Origin of the sequence: Exiguobacterium sp. UBA5002 (genome assembly GCF_002396765.1) — a bacterium.
Classification (GTDB): Bacteria; Bacillota; Bacilli; order Exiguobacteriales; family Exiguobacteriaceae; genus Exiguobacterium_A.
Genome location: NZ_DGYQ01000007.1, coordinates 18750 through 38445 on the forward strand (window position 1 = coordinate 18750; position 19696 = coordinate 38445).

17 protein-coding genes are annotated in these 19696 nt (G+C 45.3%); 14 read left to right on the forward strand and 3 right to left on the reverse strand.

Translation table 11 applies throughout. From position 1 onward, the window contains the following. Positions 1-30: 30 nt before the first annotated feature. A complete protein-coding gene (locus B4C70_RS01465; RefSeq protein WP_029343316.1) occupies positions 31-258 on the forward strand; it encodes a sulfurtransferase TusA family protein in 228 nt (75 codons plus the stop codon). Positions 259-310: 52 nt separating this feature from the next. Next, entirely contained in the window at positions 311-1087 is a 777-nt protein-coding gene (locus B4C70_RS01470) for a sulfite exporter TauE/SafE family protein (protein WP_069940244.1), read from the forward strand. A gap of 63 nt (positions 1088-1150) precedes the next feature. Here B4C70_RS01470 and B4C70_RS01475 read toward each other — a convergent pair whose 3' ends face one another. Further along, positions 1151-1537: a DUF302 domain-containing protein gene (locus B4C70_RS01475; RefSeq protein ID WP_029343319.1), complete on the reverse strand. Its 387-nt coding sequence runs from the start codon at positions 1535-1537 to the stop codon at positions 1151-1153. A 187-nt stretch (positions 1538-1724) separates the two neighbouring features. Here B4C70_RS01475 and msrB point away from each other — a divergent pair, with 187 nt between their 5' ends. The 4 genes from msrB to B4C70_RS01495 all read left to right on the forward strand — a co-directional run bounded on the left by msrB (position 1725) and on the right by B4C70_RS01495 (position 10318). Then, positions 1725-2825 (forward strand): peptide-methionine (R)-S-oxide reductase MsrB, encoded by a 1101-nt coding sequence (gene msrB, locus B4C70_RS01480; RefSeq protein WP_069940245.1) that lies wholly within the window; start codon positions 1725-1727, stop codon positions 2823-2825. A 144-nt stretch (positions 2826-2969) separates the two neighbouring features. After that, entirely contained in the window at positions 2970-5867 is a 2898-nt protein-coding gene (locus tag B4C70_RS01485; RefSeq protein WP_290776521.1) for a S8 family peptidase, read from the forward strand. 145 nt (positions 5868-6012) lie between these two features. Further along, positions 6013-8583 (forward strand): HAMP domain-containing sensor histidine kinase, encoded by a 2571-nt coding sequence (locus tag B4C70_RS01490; protein ID WP_290776524.1) that lies wholly within the window; start codon positions 6013-6015, stop codon positions 8581-8583. Between the two features lie 196 nt (positions 8584-8779). After that, the gene (locus B4C70_RS01495; protein WP_290776526.1) at positions 8780-10318 is read left to right on the forward strand and encodes a GGDEF domain-containing protein; all 1539 of its coding nucleotides are present in this window, start codon (positions 8780-8782) and stop codon (positions 10316-10318) included. 76 nt (positions 10319-10394) lie between these two features. Here the strand turns inward: B4C70_RS01495 and B4C70_RS01500 are convergent, their stop codons facing one another. After that, positions 10395-11033 (reverse strand): FusB/FusC family EF-G-binding protein, encoded by a 639-nt coding sequence (locus tag B4C70_RS01500; protein ID WP_290776529.1) that lies wholly within the window; start codon positions 11031-11033, stop codon positions 10395-10397. A gap of 123 nt (positions 11034-11156) precedes the next feature. Here B4C70_RS01500 and B4C70_RS01505 point away from each other — a divergent pair, with 123 nt between their 5' ends. From B4C70_RS01505 to B4C70_RS01515, 3 genes are all read left to right on the forward strand, one after another. Beyond that, the gene (locus B4C70_RS01505; RefSeq protein ID WP_290776530.1) at positions 11157-11891 is read left to right on the forward strand and encodes a hypothetical protein; all 735 of its coding nucleotides are present in this window, start codon (positions 11157-11159) and stop codon (positions 11889-11891) included. A 64-nt stretch (positions 11892-11955) separates the two neighbouring features. Next, complete coding sequence (locus tag B4C70_RS01510) at positions 11956-12405, forward strand: general stress protein (RefSeq protein ID WP_050678937.1); 450 nt, start codon at positions 11956-11958, stop codon at positions 12403-12405. Between the two features lie 28 nt (positions 12406-12433). Continuing rightward, positions 12434-12883, forward strand: a complete 450-nt coding sequence (locus B4C70_RS01515; RefSeq protein ID WP_029343329.1) for a universal stress protein — start codon at positions 12434-12436, stop codon at positions 12881-12883. Between the two features lie 40 nt (positions 12884-12923). Here B4C70_RS01515 and B4C70_RS01520 read toward each other — a convergent pair whose 3' ends face one another. Continuing rightward, a complete protein-coding gene (locus tag B4C70_RS01520) occupies positions 12924-13115 on the reverse strand; it encodes a hypothetical protein (RefSeq protein ID WP_029343330.1) in 192 nt (63 codons plus the stop codon). A 134-nt stretch (positions 13116-13249) separates the two neighbouring features. On the opposite strand from B4C70_RS01520, the gene B4C70_RS01525 reads away from it, so the two are divergent. From B4C70_RS01525 to B4C70_RS01545, 5 genes are all read left to right on the forward strand, one after another. Beyond that, positions 13250-13693, forward strand: a complete 444-nt coding sequence (locus B4C70_RS01525; protein ID WP_029343331.1) for a MarR family transcriptional regulator — start codon at positions 13250-13252, stop codon at positions 13691-13693. A gap of 30 nt (positions 13694-13723) precedes the next feature. After that, on the forward strand, positions 13724-16390 hold the full coding sequence (locus B4C70_RS01530; RefSeq protein WP_290776534.1) for an MMPL family transporter: 2667 nt from the start codon (positions 13724-13726) through the stop codon (positions 16388-16390). 84 nt (positions 16391-16474) lie between these two features. Next, positions 16475-17323, forward strand: coding sequence for an MBL fold metallo-hydrolase (locus B4C70_RS01535; protein ID WP_290776537.1), 849 nt, complete (start codon positions 16475-16477; stop codon positions 17321-17323). Positions 17324-17636: 313 nt separating this feature from the next. Further along, positions 17637-18341, forward strand: a complete 705-nt coding sequence (locus B4C70_RS01540; protein WP_214728956.1) for a hypothetical protein — start codon at positions 17637-17639, stop codon at positions 18339-18341. Positions 18342-18451: 110 nt separating this feature from the next. After that, a complete protein-coding gene (locus tag B4C70_RS01545; RefSeq protein ID WP_214728958.1) occupies positions 18452-19612 on the forward strand; it encodes an ROK family transcriptional regulator in 1161 nt (386 codons plus the stop codon). The last annotated feature ends 84 nt before the right edge of the window (positions 19613-19696 follow it).

Sequence of the window (19696 nt, forward strand, 5' to 3'; positions counted from 1 at the left end):
AAACATTAAATCATTCAGGAGGAATACAACATGAAATCAGAACTCGTACTCGACGCAAAAGGACTTGCTTGTCCGATGCCAATCGTAAAAACAAAAAAAGCCATCGCAGGACTCGAATCAGGTCAAATCCTTGAAGTCCATGCAACGGATAAAGGGGCAAAAAACGATCTTCAGGCGTGGGCGACATCAGGTGGTCATGAACTCGTCAAACACGAAGAAGAAGCAAGCGTCCTAAAATTCTGGATTCAAAAAGGTTAATTTCGAAAAGAGAGCTGAGTTACGGCTCTCTTTTTTTAAGGAGTGATAAACGATGGAATTCGGTTTTATCGTGACGATTTTCTTAATCGGATTTGTCGGATCCTACATTTCAGGAATGTTAGGAATTGGCGGTTCAATCATTAAATATCCGATGTTATTGTATATCCCGCCCCTACTCGGTTTTGCAGCATTTTCTGCCCATGAGGTTGCGGGAATCAGTGCGATTCAAGTCTTTTTTGCAACGATTGGTGGCGTCTGGGCTTACCGAAAAGGCGGTTATTTGAATAAATCATTGATCGTCTACATGGGGGGATCGATTTTAATCGGTAGCTTCATCGGTGCGTATGGTTCAAATATCCTGGCTGAAGACACGATCAACATCGTCTATGGTGTTCTCGCGTTAACGGCAGCGGTCATGATGTTCGTTCCGAAAAAAGGGATCGACGACATTCCGCTTGATCAGGTTCAGTTCAACAAAACGATTGCGGCAGTATCGGCATTCATCGTGGGTGTCGGAGCCGGAATCGTTGGGGCAGCAGGTGCCTTTTTACTCGTCCCGATTATGCTCGTTCTCTTGAAAATCCCGACACGGATGACGATTGCTTCATCGCTTGCGATTACGTTCATTTCGTCGATCGGCGCAACGGTCGGTAAAATCACGACAGGGCAAGTCGACTGGGGTCCTGCGGCAATCATGGTCGTTGCCAGTCTAATTGCAGCACCGCTTGGCGCAATCGCCGGGAAGAAGATGAACACGAAGATTCTCCAAGTCATTCTTGCTGTTCTGATTTTAGCGACAGCGGTGAAGATTTGGATCGACATCTTGTAAACAAAAGAACGCTCTACTTGTACGATGTTTCTTTATGAAACAATGTACAAGTAGAGCGTTTTCTTATTGTGCAGCTTGATCGATCACGTGTCGTAACGTGTGTTCGACTTCTTCTGCGACCGTCTTTAGTTCGGCTTCATCTGCTAAGTCCATCAAGGCAGTTGGTTTTGGCATACCGATTTTCGTTTGCCCGTTCTCGGTATAGACGACGATTTTACATGGAAGAAAGTAACCAGCCCGCAAGTCATGGGACACGACGCGGTGTGCTTCTTTTGGTTGGCATACTTCTAAAATATGATAGCTTTCATCAAAAGAGAGCTCTTTTTCTTCGAATTTGTTGGCCAAATCAAACTCCCATAAGACACCGAATGATGCCTCTGAGAGAGCTTGCTTCAGTTGAGTCATGACCTGATCCAGATTGTGATGCGATGTCACAGTGTAATCAAACATAAATACCCCTCCTGGTGTTTTCGAGTTATAGAGTCTATTCCCTGATCACACTTCTTTAATCAGGATGATCCAATGTGCTCTGCTTGAGCACATGCTACGACAAGAGAGAGTAAGCGCGTTACAGTTAAATAAAAGAACATCCAATCGACGTCGCGTGACGTAAGCTGAATAAAGGAGGCGAAGGGAGATGAAGAAACGAATGTGGACAGTTTTATCAGTCATCGGTCTCATCGTCATCATGGTCGGAGGATACTTCGTGTTCCAGCAACAGCAGGCAAAATCAAGTGGTAGTAAGGAATTGAATTATCAAGCGGAAGAGACGGCGATTCTAGCCGGCGGATGCTTCTGGTGTATGGAGCCACCGTTCGAAGAGTTAAAAGGAGTCAAATCCGTCATTTCTGGTTACACGGGCGGCGATGTTGAGAATCCGACGTATAACCAAGTGTCGGCGGAGACGACAGGGCATCGGGAAGCGGTATTGATCACGTTTGATCCGAACGTCATCTCGTACAAGCAATTGTTAGACGTCTACTGGCGTCAGATTGATCCGACGGATGCGAACGGTCAGTTCGTCGATCAAGGGGAATCCTACACGACAGCGATTTTCTATACGAATGAGAAACAAAAAGAAATCGCAATGCAATCGAAACAAGATTTAGAGAAACAACAAGTCTTCGATGATAAAATCGTCACACCATTTATTGCAGCAAGTCCTTTTTATGAAGCAGAAGCATATCATCAAGACTACTATTTGAAGAGTGAGAAGAAATATAAGTTTTACCGGGCAGCTTCTGGACGCGACGACTTCATCAACCGCTACTGGAATGATCAACCAAAGCTCGATCTTCCAACGTATGCAAAGTTGTCTGATGCAGAAATCAAAAAGAAATTAACTGCGATTCAGTATAAGGTGACACAAGAAGATGGGACGGAGCCGGCGTTTGATAATCCGTATCATGATTTGAAAGCAGACGGGATCTATGTCGATCTGATTTCTGGTGAACCATTGTTTTCGTCAAATGATAAATATGATTCGAAAACGGGATGGCCAAGTTTTACGAAACCACTCGAACCAGGTAATATCATTGAGAAAAGTGATTTTTCAATCGGCATGAAACGAATGGAAGTCCGGAGCCGACATGGGAATGCGCATCTCGGACACGTCTTCTCGGATGGACCAAAACCGACCGGGTTGCGGTATTGTATGAACTCAGCCGCCTTACGTTTCATTCCGAAAGAGGACTTGAAACAAGAAGGATACGGTGAATATGTAGCAGATTTTAAATAATCATTAAAAGGCATCCAATGCGTATGAGCATTGGATGCCTTTCCTTTCAAAATTGTAAGATACATCCATAAAATAAATATCCATTTTATCCAGTTACTGTTTATAATCAAGATAAAGTACATCGATCTTGAAGGAGGAACATGTGTGAAGAAACTGGTGATTTGGGTCATGCTGAGCTGTCTAATTTTGACGCTCGGAGTAGGACCTACGACAGCAAAGGCAGAAACAGCCCTTGCTAAAGCAACGCTCTTGAAAGCAGGACAAGAGACGACGCTTGAAACGGGAACGGAAGAAAAGAATACATATTGGTACCGCGTCAACCATGAAGCGGGTGTAGAGAAAAACGCATCTCACTTCGAACTCTCAATCGATACGGATCAATTCGTTCAATTAACGGCGTATCCGAGCGAAGCGATGGCTGCCGAAGAAGATACGTTTGATCGCTACCGGATAGAAGCGGAGCCGAATGAAAAAGCTCTTACGAAATTAGCCGTTCCATATGCATGGGATGGACCGTATTATGTCAAAGTCGAATATTACCCGAACATCGAAGAAGGTAAGACGACGAAAGCTGCTCATGTTAAATTGACGTATAACAACGTCAAATTGCCGGTTGAATATGAGCCGATCAATGACATCAGCTGTATGGCGGAAGAAGCACTCAAGCAAACAAAAGAAGAAAAGCCGATGCTTGCACTCATGCACTCGATCCAAAAGCAAGTATTGAGCCAATCTGATGCAGGACGTGCTTTAACATCGCTTTACTACAAAGCGTCTCCTTACGTCGTCAAAACGCTATTATTCAACAAAGATAAGCGTCAACAAGCATACGAAGATTTAAAAACATTGAAGCCTGCGATGGAATCACTCGTACGTGGAACATCATACACATTGACGAAAGCTGATCAACAAGCTGTCGATCGTCTCTACAAATTATCACGTGACGCATCACCTGCTGTGATTGCAGAAGAGATTGATGGATATGCCAACAAAATGGATGTCTCTAAATTAAGTGGAAGCAAATTGAGCGAAACATTCCAGTCACTGGGAATGAACATTCAATCAAAAGAAGCAACACGTTATATCGTTAAATTAAAGCCAGGTAAAATGAACCGTTCGATGAAGATTGCGGGTGTTCAGGCAACGGATGTAGAACGTTTATCCCTTGGTAATGCGGGAGACTTCGTCATCGTGACGGAAGACCCAACTGTCAAAGGTCAATCGGCAACCGCATTAAAACAATCGCTCAACCGTTCGTCAGCTGTCGAGTACGTTGAGAAAATTCAGACGTACCGCGCAACGAAGGACATCAACTTCGATTATCAATGGGCTGTCAACAAAAAGACCGTCTTTGAGCAATTTGATAACGTTGGGATCGGGTTTGAAGCGTTCCAACAACGTTTCGGTTCGAAGAAGTTAGCGCCTGTTAAGATTGCAGTCATCGATACAGGTGTCGATTATCGCTTGAAGGACTTACAAGGAAAAGTTGATATCGCAAATGAAAAGAACTATGTTTCCGTCAACGGTGACGGGGATGCGATCGATGATAACGGTCACGGAACACACGTAGCGGGCGTCATCGCAGCAACGATGAACAACGATTACGGTATCCAAGGAATTCATCAATCGGCACAAATCCTGCCGGTTAAAGTCTTGAATGCAAGTGGTGAAGGTGAGACGGATGGCATTGCCCTTGGTATTAAATACGCAGTTGATCAAGGTGCAAAAGTCATCAATATGAGTCTTGGTGGCGGTGAGAGCCGGACGATGGCTTATATGATGAAATATGCAGCAGATCATGGTGTTACGGTGGTTGCGGCTTCAGGAAACGACTATGACATGATGGTCGGTTACCCAGCGAACTCGGAATATGCGATTTCTGTCGGAGCGACAAACCCACTCGGAATGGTCGCTGATTATTCGAACTATGGTGTTGGACTTGACGTCGTAGCACCCGGATCGAAAGTCGCTAGTTTGATTCCAGACGGTAACACGGTATACATGGATGGAACAAGTATGGCTTCACCACACGTTGCAGCAGTAGCGGGAATCTTGAAGTCACTGAACCCGAAACTGACACCAACACAAATCGAACAGATCTTGCGTAAGAGTGCAGAGCCACTTGCGTTTGAAAATCCAAACGACTGGTTCGACTTTGAAGAAGATGAAGACGGGGAAAAGATGGAACCTGAATTCCCAGCTTACGTCAGCCCAGTCTCTGGATACGGAAAAGTCAGTATTCCACGTGCGATTTCTCAGTTGAACTTGAACGGGAATGTCAATGACGTCTACGATAACCAATTGTTTGTTTCTGGAACGGTCAAGACAGGAACAAAAGTTGAAGTATGGGCAGCAGTCGTAACGAAAGATAAGAATGGTAAGGAAACAACGACGAACAAAAAGCTAGCTACGACAACAGCTCAAGCAGGAAAATACAGCGTGAAGATTCCGCGTCAAAACCAAAAGACAGTCTTGACGGTTCGCTATGCGAACGGATTAGACGTTACATCGGAACGGACAGAAGTTCTTCCAGGAAAAGCACCAAAAGCACCGAAGGTCAAACCAGTTCTTGCTGGTGCGACAAAAATGACAGGTACAGCTCTTGCGGGTGGTACGATTACAGTCAAAGATGCGAAACAAAAGAAAATTGCAACAGCGAAAGTCGATGCAAAAGGTCACTTCAGTGCGAAATTACCAAAACAAGTCGGTGGTTCAAGCTTGATCGTCACAGTAACGGATATTGCTAAACGTACAAGTAAACCGACGATCGTAAAAGTCCTACCAGCCCCAGCGGCACCGAAAGTGAAATCCGTCTATGCCGGACAAACGAAAGTAACCGGAACAGCTGAAAAGAAATTGAGTGTTTATGTAAAAGATGCGAAGAAAAAAGTCATCGGAAAAGGAACGGTTTCTGCAAAAGGCAACTATTCCGTCAAAATTCCGAAGCAAAAAGCAAAAGCAAAGCTTTCCGTCTACGTTAAGAATACACGTGGTCAAGTTAGCCCTGTGACTTCTGTGACAGTGAAGAAAGCGAAAAAGTAAGAAGGTAGAAAGACCTTTTTTCGGGTACATTCCGAGAAAAGGTCTTTTTTTGGATATCCTAGCTGTTGCTTCGAAAGCGTTTCTATTATATTAAAAGAAACAAATGAAAAAGCATCATTCAACGAATGATGAGGAGGATACATTCATGGTGAATTGGATTCGGCGACGAATCGGTCGGCAGTTGCTGACTGTTTTTTATGCGGTACTGATCGTAGTATCGATTACTTCGTTCTTTGTCTATGACTACATGGAAGGACGAATCGAAACATCAAAACAGAATCTCGAGACAATCAGTGAACAAAATCGCCGAGCCAATGATTTATGGGACAATTGGCAAACGGTTCAGTTCGGTTTACGCGGATTCGTCATTTTTGGTAATCAGGAACGGTTTGATGAAATCCAAGCGCTCCGAACAGATATCAAAAGTGAGACAGATTGGTTCATGCGAAACGCCAAAACGGATGAAGAAGAAGAATTCGCGGCACAAATGACGAATTTATATGAACTGTACTATGACGTCTTATTTCCGCTGACCCAGTCTTACGTCAATGAAAAAAAGGCGAATCGGATCAATGAAGACTTTTTACAGGGGGATAGTCTATTTTCCTTACCAATTGCGAAACGACTCGTTGAACAAGGACAGTTAAAGCCAACTGCAGACGGTTCGATCGATATTACACCAGATATTGAAAAAGCATCTGCGGCACTTGATGAATACCGGACGAATCTCAGCCAACAACAAGAAACAGCTGTCGGGGAACTGCGGAGTAAAGTCGCGAAGTCACAATGGATTTGGATCTCAAGTATCGTTGTGCTCGTCGCATTCATTCTCTTATTCGTTCACCCGTTCCTTCGCCGGATGACGCGGCAGTTGTTACGATTAGTAGACGATAATCAAAAACTTGCTCGCAAGGAACCAATTGAAATCGATAAGACGACAGAAAAACGTCCAGACGAAATCGGATTATTACGTGCTTCCTTTAATCGGATGGTCGTGACGACGAATGCTCATACGGATGCGATGCAAGGTAAAAATGAAGAATTGCAAGCGCAAAGTGAGGAATTGCTCGCGCAACAAGAAGAGTTACAGGCGCAACAAGAGGAACTCGAAGAAGCGTATCAAACGACGAAAAAGAATGAGGAAAAGTTGCGATTACGTAGTGAACTAACAGAGGCACTTGCCGTTCGCGAAACTGTCGAATCGTATCCAGCAATCGTTCAAAAGATGATCGATATCACTTCTTCAGAGTACGGTGCTCTATTGCTTTATGAAGAAGGGCAGTTTATGGGTGCAACAACAAACGGCATGACGATGGACTATTTAAAAGATCTCCTGAAAGATGAGATGTCCGTCATCAATCGATCGGTTCGCAAGATGGAATTCGTTCAATCGGAGAAGCGCGTTACACGTGAAAAAGAGCATCCGTATTCCTTTAGTACGTATGAGGTGACGATTCCGGTTCAAGATCCAGAAACGCATGAATTGATTGCTGCCATCTATCTCGTTCGCTACAAATCTGCATATAAAGGACAACAGCTGACGGATATTCGCGAGTTTGCGCAACAAATGACGCTTTCACTTCTACGGACGCGTTCTTATGAAGGAATGCGTCAGGAAAAAGAAAAGACCGAGCAAGTGTTGGACTCAATTCGAGAAGCGATCATTTATCTCGAGGATGGAAATGGAGAGTTATACGTCAACCGTCCATTGTTTGACTTGATTCCAGAACTTCAAACGGAATTCACAGTAGATCGGACGTTACCTTCGAGTGAGTACGTCATTGATGTGATGCGTCAGTTGGTGGATGATGTTGAAGCCTTTAATACGTATCTGGATTTAATTCGTTCCGGTAAGATTTCACCGGACAAAGTCCGATTTGATGTTCGAAACAATACGGCGCATCTAGAAGTCTACGCGGAACGCATTGATGTCGTCCGGGGATGGAAGGGAATCATTCTCGTCTTACGGGATATTACCCGGGAAACAGAAGCCGATCGTCTAAAAACAGAACTTGTCTCGACTGTGTCACATGAATTGCGAACGCCGCTCTCATCGATTTACGGTTTTACAGAGTTGATGCTAAATCGAAAGATCGATGACTCAAAACAGCAGAAGTATCTAGCGACGATCCATAATGAGACAGAACGATTATCGAACCTCGTCACGGACTTCTTAGACGTTCAACGGATGCAGTCGGGTGGACAGTTGTACCAAATGGCACATCTTGATTTGCTCAGCCTAACTGAACAAGTGATGTCCCTGTATGACGCTTCAAGTGAACGACACGATCTTCATTTGCAATTGCTCAGTCCGGATCGTCCATTCATATTAGGAGATGAAGACCGGATCAAACAATTGATGAGTAACTTGATCAACAATGCAATCAAGTATTCTCCCGATGGCGGACGTGTAGATGTCTGGATCGATACGAAAGATGATCAAGCCATCATTGAAGTGAAAGATGAAGGAATTGGAATTCCTCACCATGCATTTGCCCACTTATTTGATAAATTCTATCGTGTCGATAATTCCGATACACGTCGAATCGGTGGAACTGGACTCGGTTTATCGATTTGTAAAGAAATCGTCAAAGAACATGAAGGCGTCATCCACGTCGAATCTGAAGTCGGTAAAGGCAGTCGCTTCATCATCGTCTTACCGCTCAGTTTAAGTGAATCGATCGAGTCGACAGAAGAGAATCGACGTTCTAGTTAAAGAAAACATGATGTATTTCTGTTAAACCGTGTTCAATCCGCTAGGTGCGAGCACGGTTTTTTCTTATGTTTGAAACGAGTAATCTTGTCAAAAAACATTTCAATAAAATAAAAAAAGAGTGAATAAACAGCAATCCTGAACCGATATACCTATAGGACAAACGAACTATGGTTAAAAAAGGAAAGGGGGAATCGTCATGTATGAGAAATGGCTGGGAATCGTTATAGGCTGGTTACTGTTTCATATCGGCTGGGTGACGTATATGGGCACGGAAACGGCAATTGGACAAGTCGTTAACAGCCTGTTCACGATCGGTGGTGTAACGATCTCCCTCTATTTGATTTGGCGGGCACAGCGACGCCAGGCAAGACGCCCTTTTACTTACCGCTTATTTCTTCTATTATTATTCGCTAATGCGATGCTTGGTATCGGCGAATGTGGACAGCTCCTATACTTCCTGCAAGGACGTACACGAACGGAACCGTTTGATTGGATCGACTTGATCTTCAGTCTTCAAATCTTGATCTATATCATTGCTTTCGGTTATTTCCTGCGTAATCGACGACAAGAAGTCAATTTGCGGGTCTTTTTGTTCGATGAGTTCATCATTTTAGTCGTTTCAGGATCTCTTTCGTGGCATTACTTAGTGACGCCTTATTTAGAAGCAAATGCCTTGCTGACGATCGAAACGCTTTTATGGCTTCGCTATCCGATCGGTGATTTATTGTTGCTCGGTGGAATGATTGTCTTATTCTTTGGTTTGATGAAGCGTGGCAATGGCGGCTCGTTATTATTGATTCTACTCGCATTTCATTTTCAGTTACTCGCTGATCTATTATACGTGGTACTCGAACGATTTGATTATCCATTTCCTTCGAGTTGGCTCGATCCGTTATGGTTAGCGACTGTCCTGATTGTCGGGCTTGCCGCGTATCGCTTTGATGCTGAGGAATCTCTCGTTCCTCTTGACGTTACACGGAGGTGGATCGATGTCTTACGTTTGATCACTCCTTACTTATTCTTATTGATTCTATTCGTGACGATGGCACGACAAACGATTAGTTGGAACGGTTTGACGATTGGATTAATGATTGCGATTCCGTTGTTGATTTCTCGTCAAATCCGGATTGTTGTTGACAATCAACGGTTGCGCGAAAATCTCGAAGCGAAGGTGGAAGAGCGAACGGAAGCATTAGCAACTGCCATGGAAGAGATGCGGCACATGGCGTATCACGATGCTTTAACAGGGTTACCGAATCGGTATCTGTTTGCACGATTGTTTCAAGATGCCTTGTACCGAGCGGAAGCGAGTGAAGGACAAGTCGGATTATTCTTTATCGATATCGATCACTTCAAAGAGATTAATGATACGTACGGACATCGTGTCGGAGATCAGCTCATCATCGACGTCACGGCACGCTTACAAAAGAAACTACCGCCTAATACGGTCATTTCGAGACAGGGTGGGGATGAATTCATCGTCTTATTATTTGACGTTGAACAAGAATCAGAAGTCGTGCAGTGTGGAGAACATCTCGTTTCCTTGTTTCGACAGCCGTTTCATCATGGCATCATCCCACTTCCTGTGACGGCAAGTATTGGGGGCGCGATTTATCCTACACATGCAGCCTCTCGATCGGACTTGATCGAGCAGGCAGATTTTGCAATGTACGAAGCAAAACGTCGGGGGAAAAATCAATTTTTTATGCATGATTCGACGGTAACGAAGGTATAAATGAAATCATATACTAAAACACGCTCGTATACTGATCCAAACGGACCAGTCATACGAACGTGTTTTTTGATGCATATCATTTCTTTTGCGAACGGGCTAAGAACGTTTCAATAACGTCCGGCTTGGTCACTGCTTGATTACAAGCATCACTATCGATACACATATGATGACCAATCGTCTGATGCTGTTCAGTCGAACGGCGTGTCGTGACAGTTACGAGTGTAATATCACTATACGTATGACAAATCGCACAAATCCCTTTTTGAATCGATGGTAGATAGGTACCTTCTACGCCAATCCATTCACCATTCAAGGGATAGACGAAATATTTTTTCCGATTTCCGGTATCGTTCCAGCTTAAAAACGTCGTGTGTGTCCACTCAAAGGAGTGAAGTGGCGGAACGTGTAGCTTTTTCGTTTTTTTAAAGAGCTGTCGGATTCGTGATTCAGAGATGGTCGGAAATGGGTGGACGAACGGCTCCACACGTTTCAAATACATGAGAAGATCCTGTTCGGATTCAGCGTCACGAATGTTCGTCAGCAAGATTTCCTGTTCCGGTGTAAGTATTGGCAATAGATCAAATATCTTTTCAGCGGCACTGTACCGAACAGCATCACGAACATCGGGGTCATGAACAGCTGCGAATTGATGTTGCAGCAGCTCGACTTGATTCCGAATGAAATTGTATTGATAGGGTAGTAAAAATGCGTCCATTCTCGTTCCTCCTTTTCCTTTCATCGTACCGTAATTTGGCAACAGAACAAAGCGACATTTTAGTTTTTCAGACTTCTACAGCGGGAATTAAATAACAGACTGAACGAGGAGGTGAAGAGGAACGTGCAGTATTTAACATTTTTACGCCTCATGAATATAGGAGCATTCCTCTTTGCATTGCTAGCGCGCGTCGTTTGGTCAAATCCGGTCGCCATTCCTGCGTTGCCTCTTGTTCCAGCACCTTTTTTTGATGCGATTACAGGTGTCGTATTCACGACGTTGTTAATTTGGTGTATTCGACCGGTTCGTGCCTTTCCCGCAGATCGAGAACTGATTGAAGATATCGGAGGATGGCTCGCGTTATCGCTCGTGACGCTGGGGGTTAGTAGTATGACCGGACCACCGTGGGAACTCGTCTGGACAACGATTTCATTCATTAGTCTGTGCTTAGTTTATATGAAAATTCAACACCATCCTCGCCGATCGCCTTGGATGCGCTCTCCGATTTCAGTCCTGCTCTCCTGGATGAGTACGATGCTGTTGATTTTACCATTTCGGATCTTATCCGATTTTCAGTTTACTTCGCTATTTGGTCTTTCCGAACAGCAATGGAGTACGATCGCACTCATCGTAGCGATTATCGGAGGACTATTGTTTGTCATCATTCATTCCGATTGGGTGTTTGGTCTTGCGCTCGTCTGGTATTTGATTGGACTGTTCTTTAACGATCGCTTCATTCTTGTGCAACAAATCGTAACAGGAATCGGGATCGTATGTGGTTTACTCTTGTGCTATTACGTCTTCTATAGACGGCAACGTCTTTTTCGACAGCAATCACCGAAGTCTTCTTCGTCTTAGTCATGTTTTAGGTGAATTTGGGGTATATCCCATATAGCTGTTATAAAAGGGGGAGACGTGTGTCATGGGAAAAAAACAATGGATTGGTGTCTATCAAAATGAAACGGATTTGATTCGAAAAATCGAGGATTTACATTTTGCGGGTTATTTAGAAGAGGATCTGTATGTCGTGTTACAAGACAAGACCGATATGGCGATGTTACGTGGACAATCAGCGGCTCAACTCGTCTCCGGGAAACGGACGCTGTTTGAGCGGTTTACAGGCAAACCGGCTTCGGCTGAGGAAATTCAAACTGCCTTTACGGAACTTGGGTTACCAGAGTCGGATATTCGTCAGCATGTCTTACGTGTCCAGCAAGGTGAGTATGTCCTGTTAGCAGACGAGGCAGGAGCAGCACGTCCTGCGCCGGAACCAAAAAGTATTTTGGAGACAGAACCAGAAGGGATCGAGGCAGAACGGAAACTTGATCACGAAAACCGCGCCCTCGAAAATGAAAATGACCGGATGCTGTAAGAGAGTCGTGCAGAAAGGATGATTCTTGATGGAGAGCCAGTATCATACGATTTTAGTGGCAGTCGATGGATCAAAGACGGCAGATCTTGCCTTTGAAAAGGCAGTGAAATTTGCCAAACTCGATCGTGCTAAACTCGTTATCGCCCATGTCATTGATATTCAGACATTTGCTAATGTACGTGCCAATAAGCGTTTCATTGATCAAAACGTCACGGAATATGCACAAGGACTGCTCGATCGTTACGAGAAGCGGGCACGAGAAGCAGGCATCGAGACAGTTGAACTGGTCATCGAAAATGGCTCTCCCAAAACATTGATTCCGAAGGTCATCGCACCACGTGTCGGTGCTGGGTTGATCGTCTGCGGGGCGGTCGGGATGAATGCGATGGAACGCATCATGATCGGGAGTGTCTCTGAAAACATCTCCCGTTATGCAAAATGCGATATCTATATCGTCCGTCCTAAAACCTTGAAGTGATAAAACACAGCACACATCAGACGATGTGTGCTGTTTCATGTCATGTTAAAAAATAATAGAAGATGCCTAATAAAATCAAAATGATCGGAAGAAAAATAAAATACATCCAAGACATGTTTTTGGCCGAAGTTTTATGGTCATACTTTTCTTCTGCTGGTTGCTTGGCAATTCGTAACGTAAAGACAAGACCTACGAGACAGATGACTAACGCAATCCAAAACAAAGTCAACATAAGCAAGCTCCTCTCTTCCTTTATCATACAGAAATTGGTCATGTTCTGCATCTGTAAGTTGTGACAGTTTAGAGTTGACAGCCTTCTAGTTGAGGGGCTAAACTAACTTCATAAGTTTAGGGGGTAAACTAAAAATGAAAGACAATTTACGTGAAGCAGTCCTCCTGTTTGAAGAAGTCATGATCCACGGAACAGAACGTGTGTTGAAGTCGGTCGAAGCACCCGTTTGGCAAATGTATTCACCGGAGCAACTTCATGTGTTGAAGCTCGTCGGAAAATATGGACCGATTTCGTCCGGTCGTCTCGCGGCAGTGCAGGGTGTTCACAAAAGTGCCATCTCCAACCGGCTGAAAAAATTGACGGAAAAAGGTCTCGTCATCGTCGAACGACGAGAAGACGACCACCGGACGAAGTACATTTCGTTGACGGAATCAGGTCGGTTAGTGGCAACAGAAGCGGAGCAAGAAATCTATACGTATCTTGAGAATTTGATTGAGGGAAAGGTCGAGGAAGAAGAAATCATTCAGTTCATCGAAACCTTCAAAAAGATTAAAGAGATTTTGCAGTTGAATGACTAAAAACAGATAGAAGGAAGAGGAGAATCGGATATGCGACAAATCGTCAAATGGCGCTGGGCAATTCTTGCGTTATTGCTCATCGTTACAGTAGGTTTACTATTTACGGCACCAAACTTGGCTAAACAAGCAGAAGAAGCAGGTGCGATTCAGCTTGCAAATGATGCTGATTCGCAACGGGCAGCTGACATTTTAGAAAAAGCGGGGGCCAGCGAAGAAACGATCTCGCTTGTCATTCCGCTCAAAGACAAAGTCAGCGATGCCGATCGAAAGTCGATCGGACAAATCGTTCAGGATTTAGAAGCTCTTGATCGTCCGGTCACGGATGTGCTGGATCCGTTTGAAAACAAAGAGACGGAAGGACAGCTCGTCTCAAAAGATAAAAAGACGGTCCTCGTGCCGATTACAGTCGACGGTTCGCAAGAAGAAATCGTCAAACTGGCAAAACAAATCCGGACGGATCTCTTACCAAAGGATCAAACGATCTATCTAACGGGTGAAGCGTTAATCAACGATGACGTTAATACGAGCTCACAAGAAGGATTGAAGCGGACAGAACTGATTACCGTCGGATTGATTTTCGGACTGCTTCTGCTCGTTTTCCGTTCAGTCGTCACACCGTTCGTCCCACTCGTTGCAGTTGGGTTTACGTACCTGATCAGTCAATCACTCGTCGCCTTTTTCGTCGATTGGTTCGGCTTCCCGGTATCGAACTATACGCAAATCTTCCTCGTCGCCATTCTATTCGGGATTGGGACGGATTATTGTATCTTGCTCCTGAGCCGGTATAAGGAAGAGTTGACGGCAGGGCACGACGTTGAGACAGCAATCGTCAACACGTATAAGACAGCAGGGCGTACGTTACTAATCAGTGGTCTCGCTGTTCTTGTCGGTTTCTCAGCGATCGGTTTTGCGGACTTCCCGATCTTTAAGTCATCGGTCGCCGTTGCGGTCGGGATTGCCGTACTCTTACTTGTTTTGTTCACACTCGTTCCATTCTTCATGGCGACATTAAAAGAAAAGCTATTTTGGCCATCTAAGAAGGCAGCGAGTCACCAGGATAGCAAGCTCTGGGCACATTATGGTGGATTATCAATCCGTCGTCCGTTGCTTGCGATGATCATCGTTGCGATTGTCACGGTCCCGACACTCTTTACATATGATGACGACCTCTCGTTCAATACCGTCGATGAGATTGGTGCGAAGTATGAGACGGTCAAAGGACTCAATGCTATCTCGGACGGATTTGGGGCAGGTGAGTCGCTCCCGGTCAACGTCATCCTCAAGAGTGATGATGATTTGATTACTGAAAAAACAGTTCCCTATGCGGAACAACTCAGTCGTGAACTGGTGAAGATTGACGGGGTCAAATCGGTTCGTTCGATTTCTCGTCCGACTGGCGAAGTCATCAATGATTTCTACGTCGATCGCCAATTACAACAAGTTGCTGATGGCATGAAAGAAGCAACAGCTGGTCTTGGGGACGTTCAGTCTGGTCTGACGACCGTTGAAGATAATCTCAACGGTATCACAGGACAGCTACCGGCAGGAGACGCGGCTTCAGCAGGTGCGAGTCAGTTGCAACAAGCAGCAGACGGACTCGGGCAAATCAACCAACAGTTGACGCTTGTCGGTCAAGGGTTACAATCGACCCAAAACATCCCGCAAACCGTCGGAACGTTGAATGCATTGTCTGGTCAATTGAGCCAAGTTCAAGCTGGCATTAGTCAAGCAGCGAGCGGTATCGCGTCTCAAGGAGCGCAAGCCGGTCAGTTGGGGAACGGATTAACACAACTTGCGGATGGTGTCGGTCAAGCGAACGAAGGACTGACGAAAATTGAAAGTGGTCTTGAGGAAATCTCGGATCTTCTGACCGAGATGGGACAAGCGACATCGATTCGGGGGACAGGTGTGTTCGTACCAAAAGATACGCTATCGGATAAAGCCTTTAAACCAGCGATTGATCGTTACGCGATTGATCAACAGACGGGGTTGAAGTTCGAAGTCATTCTCGAAGATGATCCCTATTCTCCGGAAGCGATTCAAACTGTTGCTGCGATCAAAGAGACGACAGCGAAGACAATCAAAGGGACACCGTTTGAAGACAGCAGTGTTGCATACGGTGGTATCTCAAGCGTCAACAGTGATTTAAACGATACGTCGAAAGCCGATTTCAAACGAACGGTGACCGTCATGCTGATCAGTCTCTTCGTGATTCTGGCAATCATGTTCCGTTCGTTGATCATGCCGTTGTTCATGATCGGTTCGTTATTGCTGACGTATTATACGTCGATGTCGATCGCAGAGCTGATTTTCGTCAACGGACTCGGATATGACGGTATCAGTTGGGCCGTTCCGTTCTTCGGATTCGTCATGTTGATTGCCCTTGGTATCGACTACTCGATCTTCCTACTCGACCGTTTCCGGGAAGAGACGATCAACGGACTCGATACGAAGGAAGCGATGTTCCTGTCGATGAAAAAAATGGGGTCTGTCATCATCACGGCAGCGATCATCCTCGCGGGAACTTTCGGAGCGATGATGCCGTCTGGTGTCTTGAGTCTTGTTCAAATCGCGACGATCGTCATCACAGGTCTACTCTTGTATGGTTTGATCGTCTTACCGCTCTTGATTCCAGCGATCACGGTATCGTTCGGTAAAGGAGTCTGGTGGCCGTTTCGACCAAACGCTAAAAAATAATAACTAACCAGACCGGGTTCGTCTTCTAGATGAACCCGGTTTTGTCATGACGTATACTAAGAGCAGATGATAAGGAGGTAGGATATGCAACACTTCAAACAATTGACTTCACGGATTTGGTATCAGACACCGGTCAGCGAGACGGATCGACCGATTCTTGCTGTCGTGCGTGGGGAGAAGCATCAATTAATGATTGATGCGGGAAACTCGTCAGCCCATGCAGCACTATTCTTAGAAGAAATGAAGAAACACAATCTTGGATCACCTGACTTATTGGCATTGACCCACTGGCACTGGGATCATATTTTTGGAATGAAACATCTCCGTCTGCCATCGATGGCAACACAGCAAACAATCACCCGCATGAAAGAGATGCAACCATACGCTTGGACGGATGCAGCGTTACAAGAACGAATGGATCAAGGGATCGAGATTCCGTTTTGTGCGGATGCGATCAAGCTCGAGTTTGGTACGACACGCGATATTGAAGTCGTCTTACCGACGATTGGCTTTACTGGACAATTGGAAATTGACTTAGGTGGCGTGCAGTGCCAACTGATTGAAGTCGAAAATGATCATTCTCCTGGTAGCCTACTCGTCTACATTCCGGAAGAACGCGTCGTGTTCTTAGGAGACGCGATGTATGCGGATATCTTTTCATCGAAGTGGAATTATACGGTCGAACGGACGAAGCGCTTATTAGCGGCAATCGATCGTTTAGAAGTCGATTATTATGTCTGGTCGCATGGAGAAGCGATGCCGAAGTCTGAATTTGAAGAAGAGGTCAACATGTTGCGTCGAGCCATTCGTGTAACGGAAGCGACCGGAGGACGACTGAAGGATATGCGGATCTTATATGCAGAAGAGACAGGACGATCGTTGACGGAAGACGAAACCGAAACATTGATCTATTTTGCAAATGGATTGAAATGACAGATCGTAACAAGGGATAAAATGGAGGACGTTGAAATAAAAAAGTACCACGAGCTTGTTAAAGGGAGCGGTACTATATGACAAAGCCAAAATTCGAACGGGATGAAACCATCGATCGCGTCTTTTTTGGAAAAGCGGGCATCTTTTCATTTTTGGTTATCGTGGGAGGCATTCTATATCTACTATATGATCTGTACGTACAATGATCGGAACGCATGCGTTCCGATTTTTTGAATTCAGGGGAGTGCACGAAAACCAGATATTGGGTAATGACTTGCGTGAGACTGTTAGTGAAAGTGAGAGGAGATGTCGGATGAAACGAATTCAAATTGCGGATTTTGATCGACGCATGCCATCGATTGAATTGGTCGAAAAGGATGATCACTATGAAGCGATGCTTGTACCGAGTTATGACCATACGTATCCTTCGACACAAATCCGGACGATCCGCTTAGCGGATATCTCCGTCAATCTGTTTGTCACCCCGGAAGAAACACTACTTGTTTCTGCGCTTTTTCATAAACCGGTTCAAGTGACGGATATCGTTTCCTGGATGCAGTTGTATACGATTAGTTTTGCCCAGTCGGATGAGACTGGTTATTTCGTCGAACAAGCGGATGAAATTTTAGAAGTCGTCTTGTATCAGAACCATCCGATCGTTATCGCGACACGTGGTCAAGATCGATTGTATTACGATACGACGGGAGCAATCGAGGTCCGGCGGGCGACGAATGAATCGGTCGGCGAGCGTCCCTTGCTTTATTTGAACGGGGAAGCCTGGTATGGTGTCCCGCGCTTGTCGTTCAATCGAATGAAGGATGAGTTGCACGTCAATGGAACGTTTTTATATGCGGACTATATGGACGCACACCATGGAAAAATCGGTTTCTTTCGCGAGAATGATCCCTCTCTACCAATCGTTTTGCTCGTCGGTCAGGCAATCGTTGAGATCGAACTGACCGAGAATCCGGACGGTTCACGCGTCCTGATTTTAGAACAACCATATGACGAAGCATGAAAGTGCACAAAAACCGTTCAGCAGATGAACGGTTTTTAAGTGAGACCGTGAAATCCCTTACAAAATATGCGAAGATAGTAAAGAGACAGACCAAAGGGGTTGATGGGGACATGGCGAAAGAAACACCGCGTAATTCTAAATGGATGCGTTCCTATAATCGGGCACTCGTCTTGCGACTGATTCGGATGCATCAACCGATTTCGCGGGTTGAGTTAGCACAACGGACGAACTTAACGAAGCCGACGGTATCGAACATCGTCAGTGAATTGATTGCAGAACAACTCGTGACGGAGCGAGAGCTTGGGATATCAAATGGGGGACGAAAACCGATCATGCTCGAACTCGTCGCAACAGAGCAATACGTCATCGGCATCGATGCGACGAGTCACCAATTCATCGGAGTCGTCGCGGATTTAAGTGGTAATACGATTCATGAGTCCGAAGCCGTGGGACGTTTTGAGACGAATGAAGAATTGATTGAAGCGATTGGTCGATTATGCGAGACCTTGATTGCACAGACACAAGGACGGGGAACGATTCACGGTATCGGGATCTCCGTCCACGGGATGGTCAATCCGGAGACAGGTGTCATCTTGTTTGCACCACGTTTCCACCTGCATGACGTTGAGTTGAAGGTACAACTTGAAGCACGCTTTGACTATTCTGTCTTCATCGAAAACGATGTTCGAGCACTCGCTTCGTTTGAGCTATTATTCGGTGAAGGTGTTGGGGTCGAACAATTCTTTTATCTCTATGCCGGGGAAGGCATCGGGGGTGCTTATGTGCTCGATGGACAGCTTGTCGACGGACAACATCATATTACGGGAGAGGTCGGACATATGCGTCTTGATCTCGATGGACCGATTTGTTCGTGTGGGAACAGAGGATGCCTAGAAGCATTAGCAGGCGAAAAAGCATTGTTACGGGATTATGCTGTCATGGATCCGCAAGTCATGACGATTGCTGATTTGCGCAAACGGTTAAACGAACGCGATGAACAAGCAGTTCGTACATATGAACGGGCGGGGGAATATATCGGAATCGGTGTCTTGAATACGATTCATCTCCTGAATCCACGCCGGATTTTACTTGGGGGACCGATGTTTGAGCTCGCACCGACGATCGTTGATCAAATCAAGGAACGGGTCGAGCACACGGCGTTGACCGCTGCTTCACGTGAAACCGATGTCAAGATGGTCCCGTGGGGTGAAAAACAAGGAGCACTCAGTGCGGCTGCCCTTGCGACAAATAGTTTATTTCAAACGATTTAATGGGGGCTGACTCAAAAAAAAGAATGACGCGTCTTTTCACGCCCTTTCCTCAGGCGAGACACAAGCCAGTTTTCCTGCTTCATT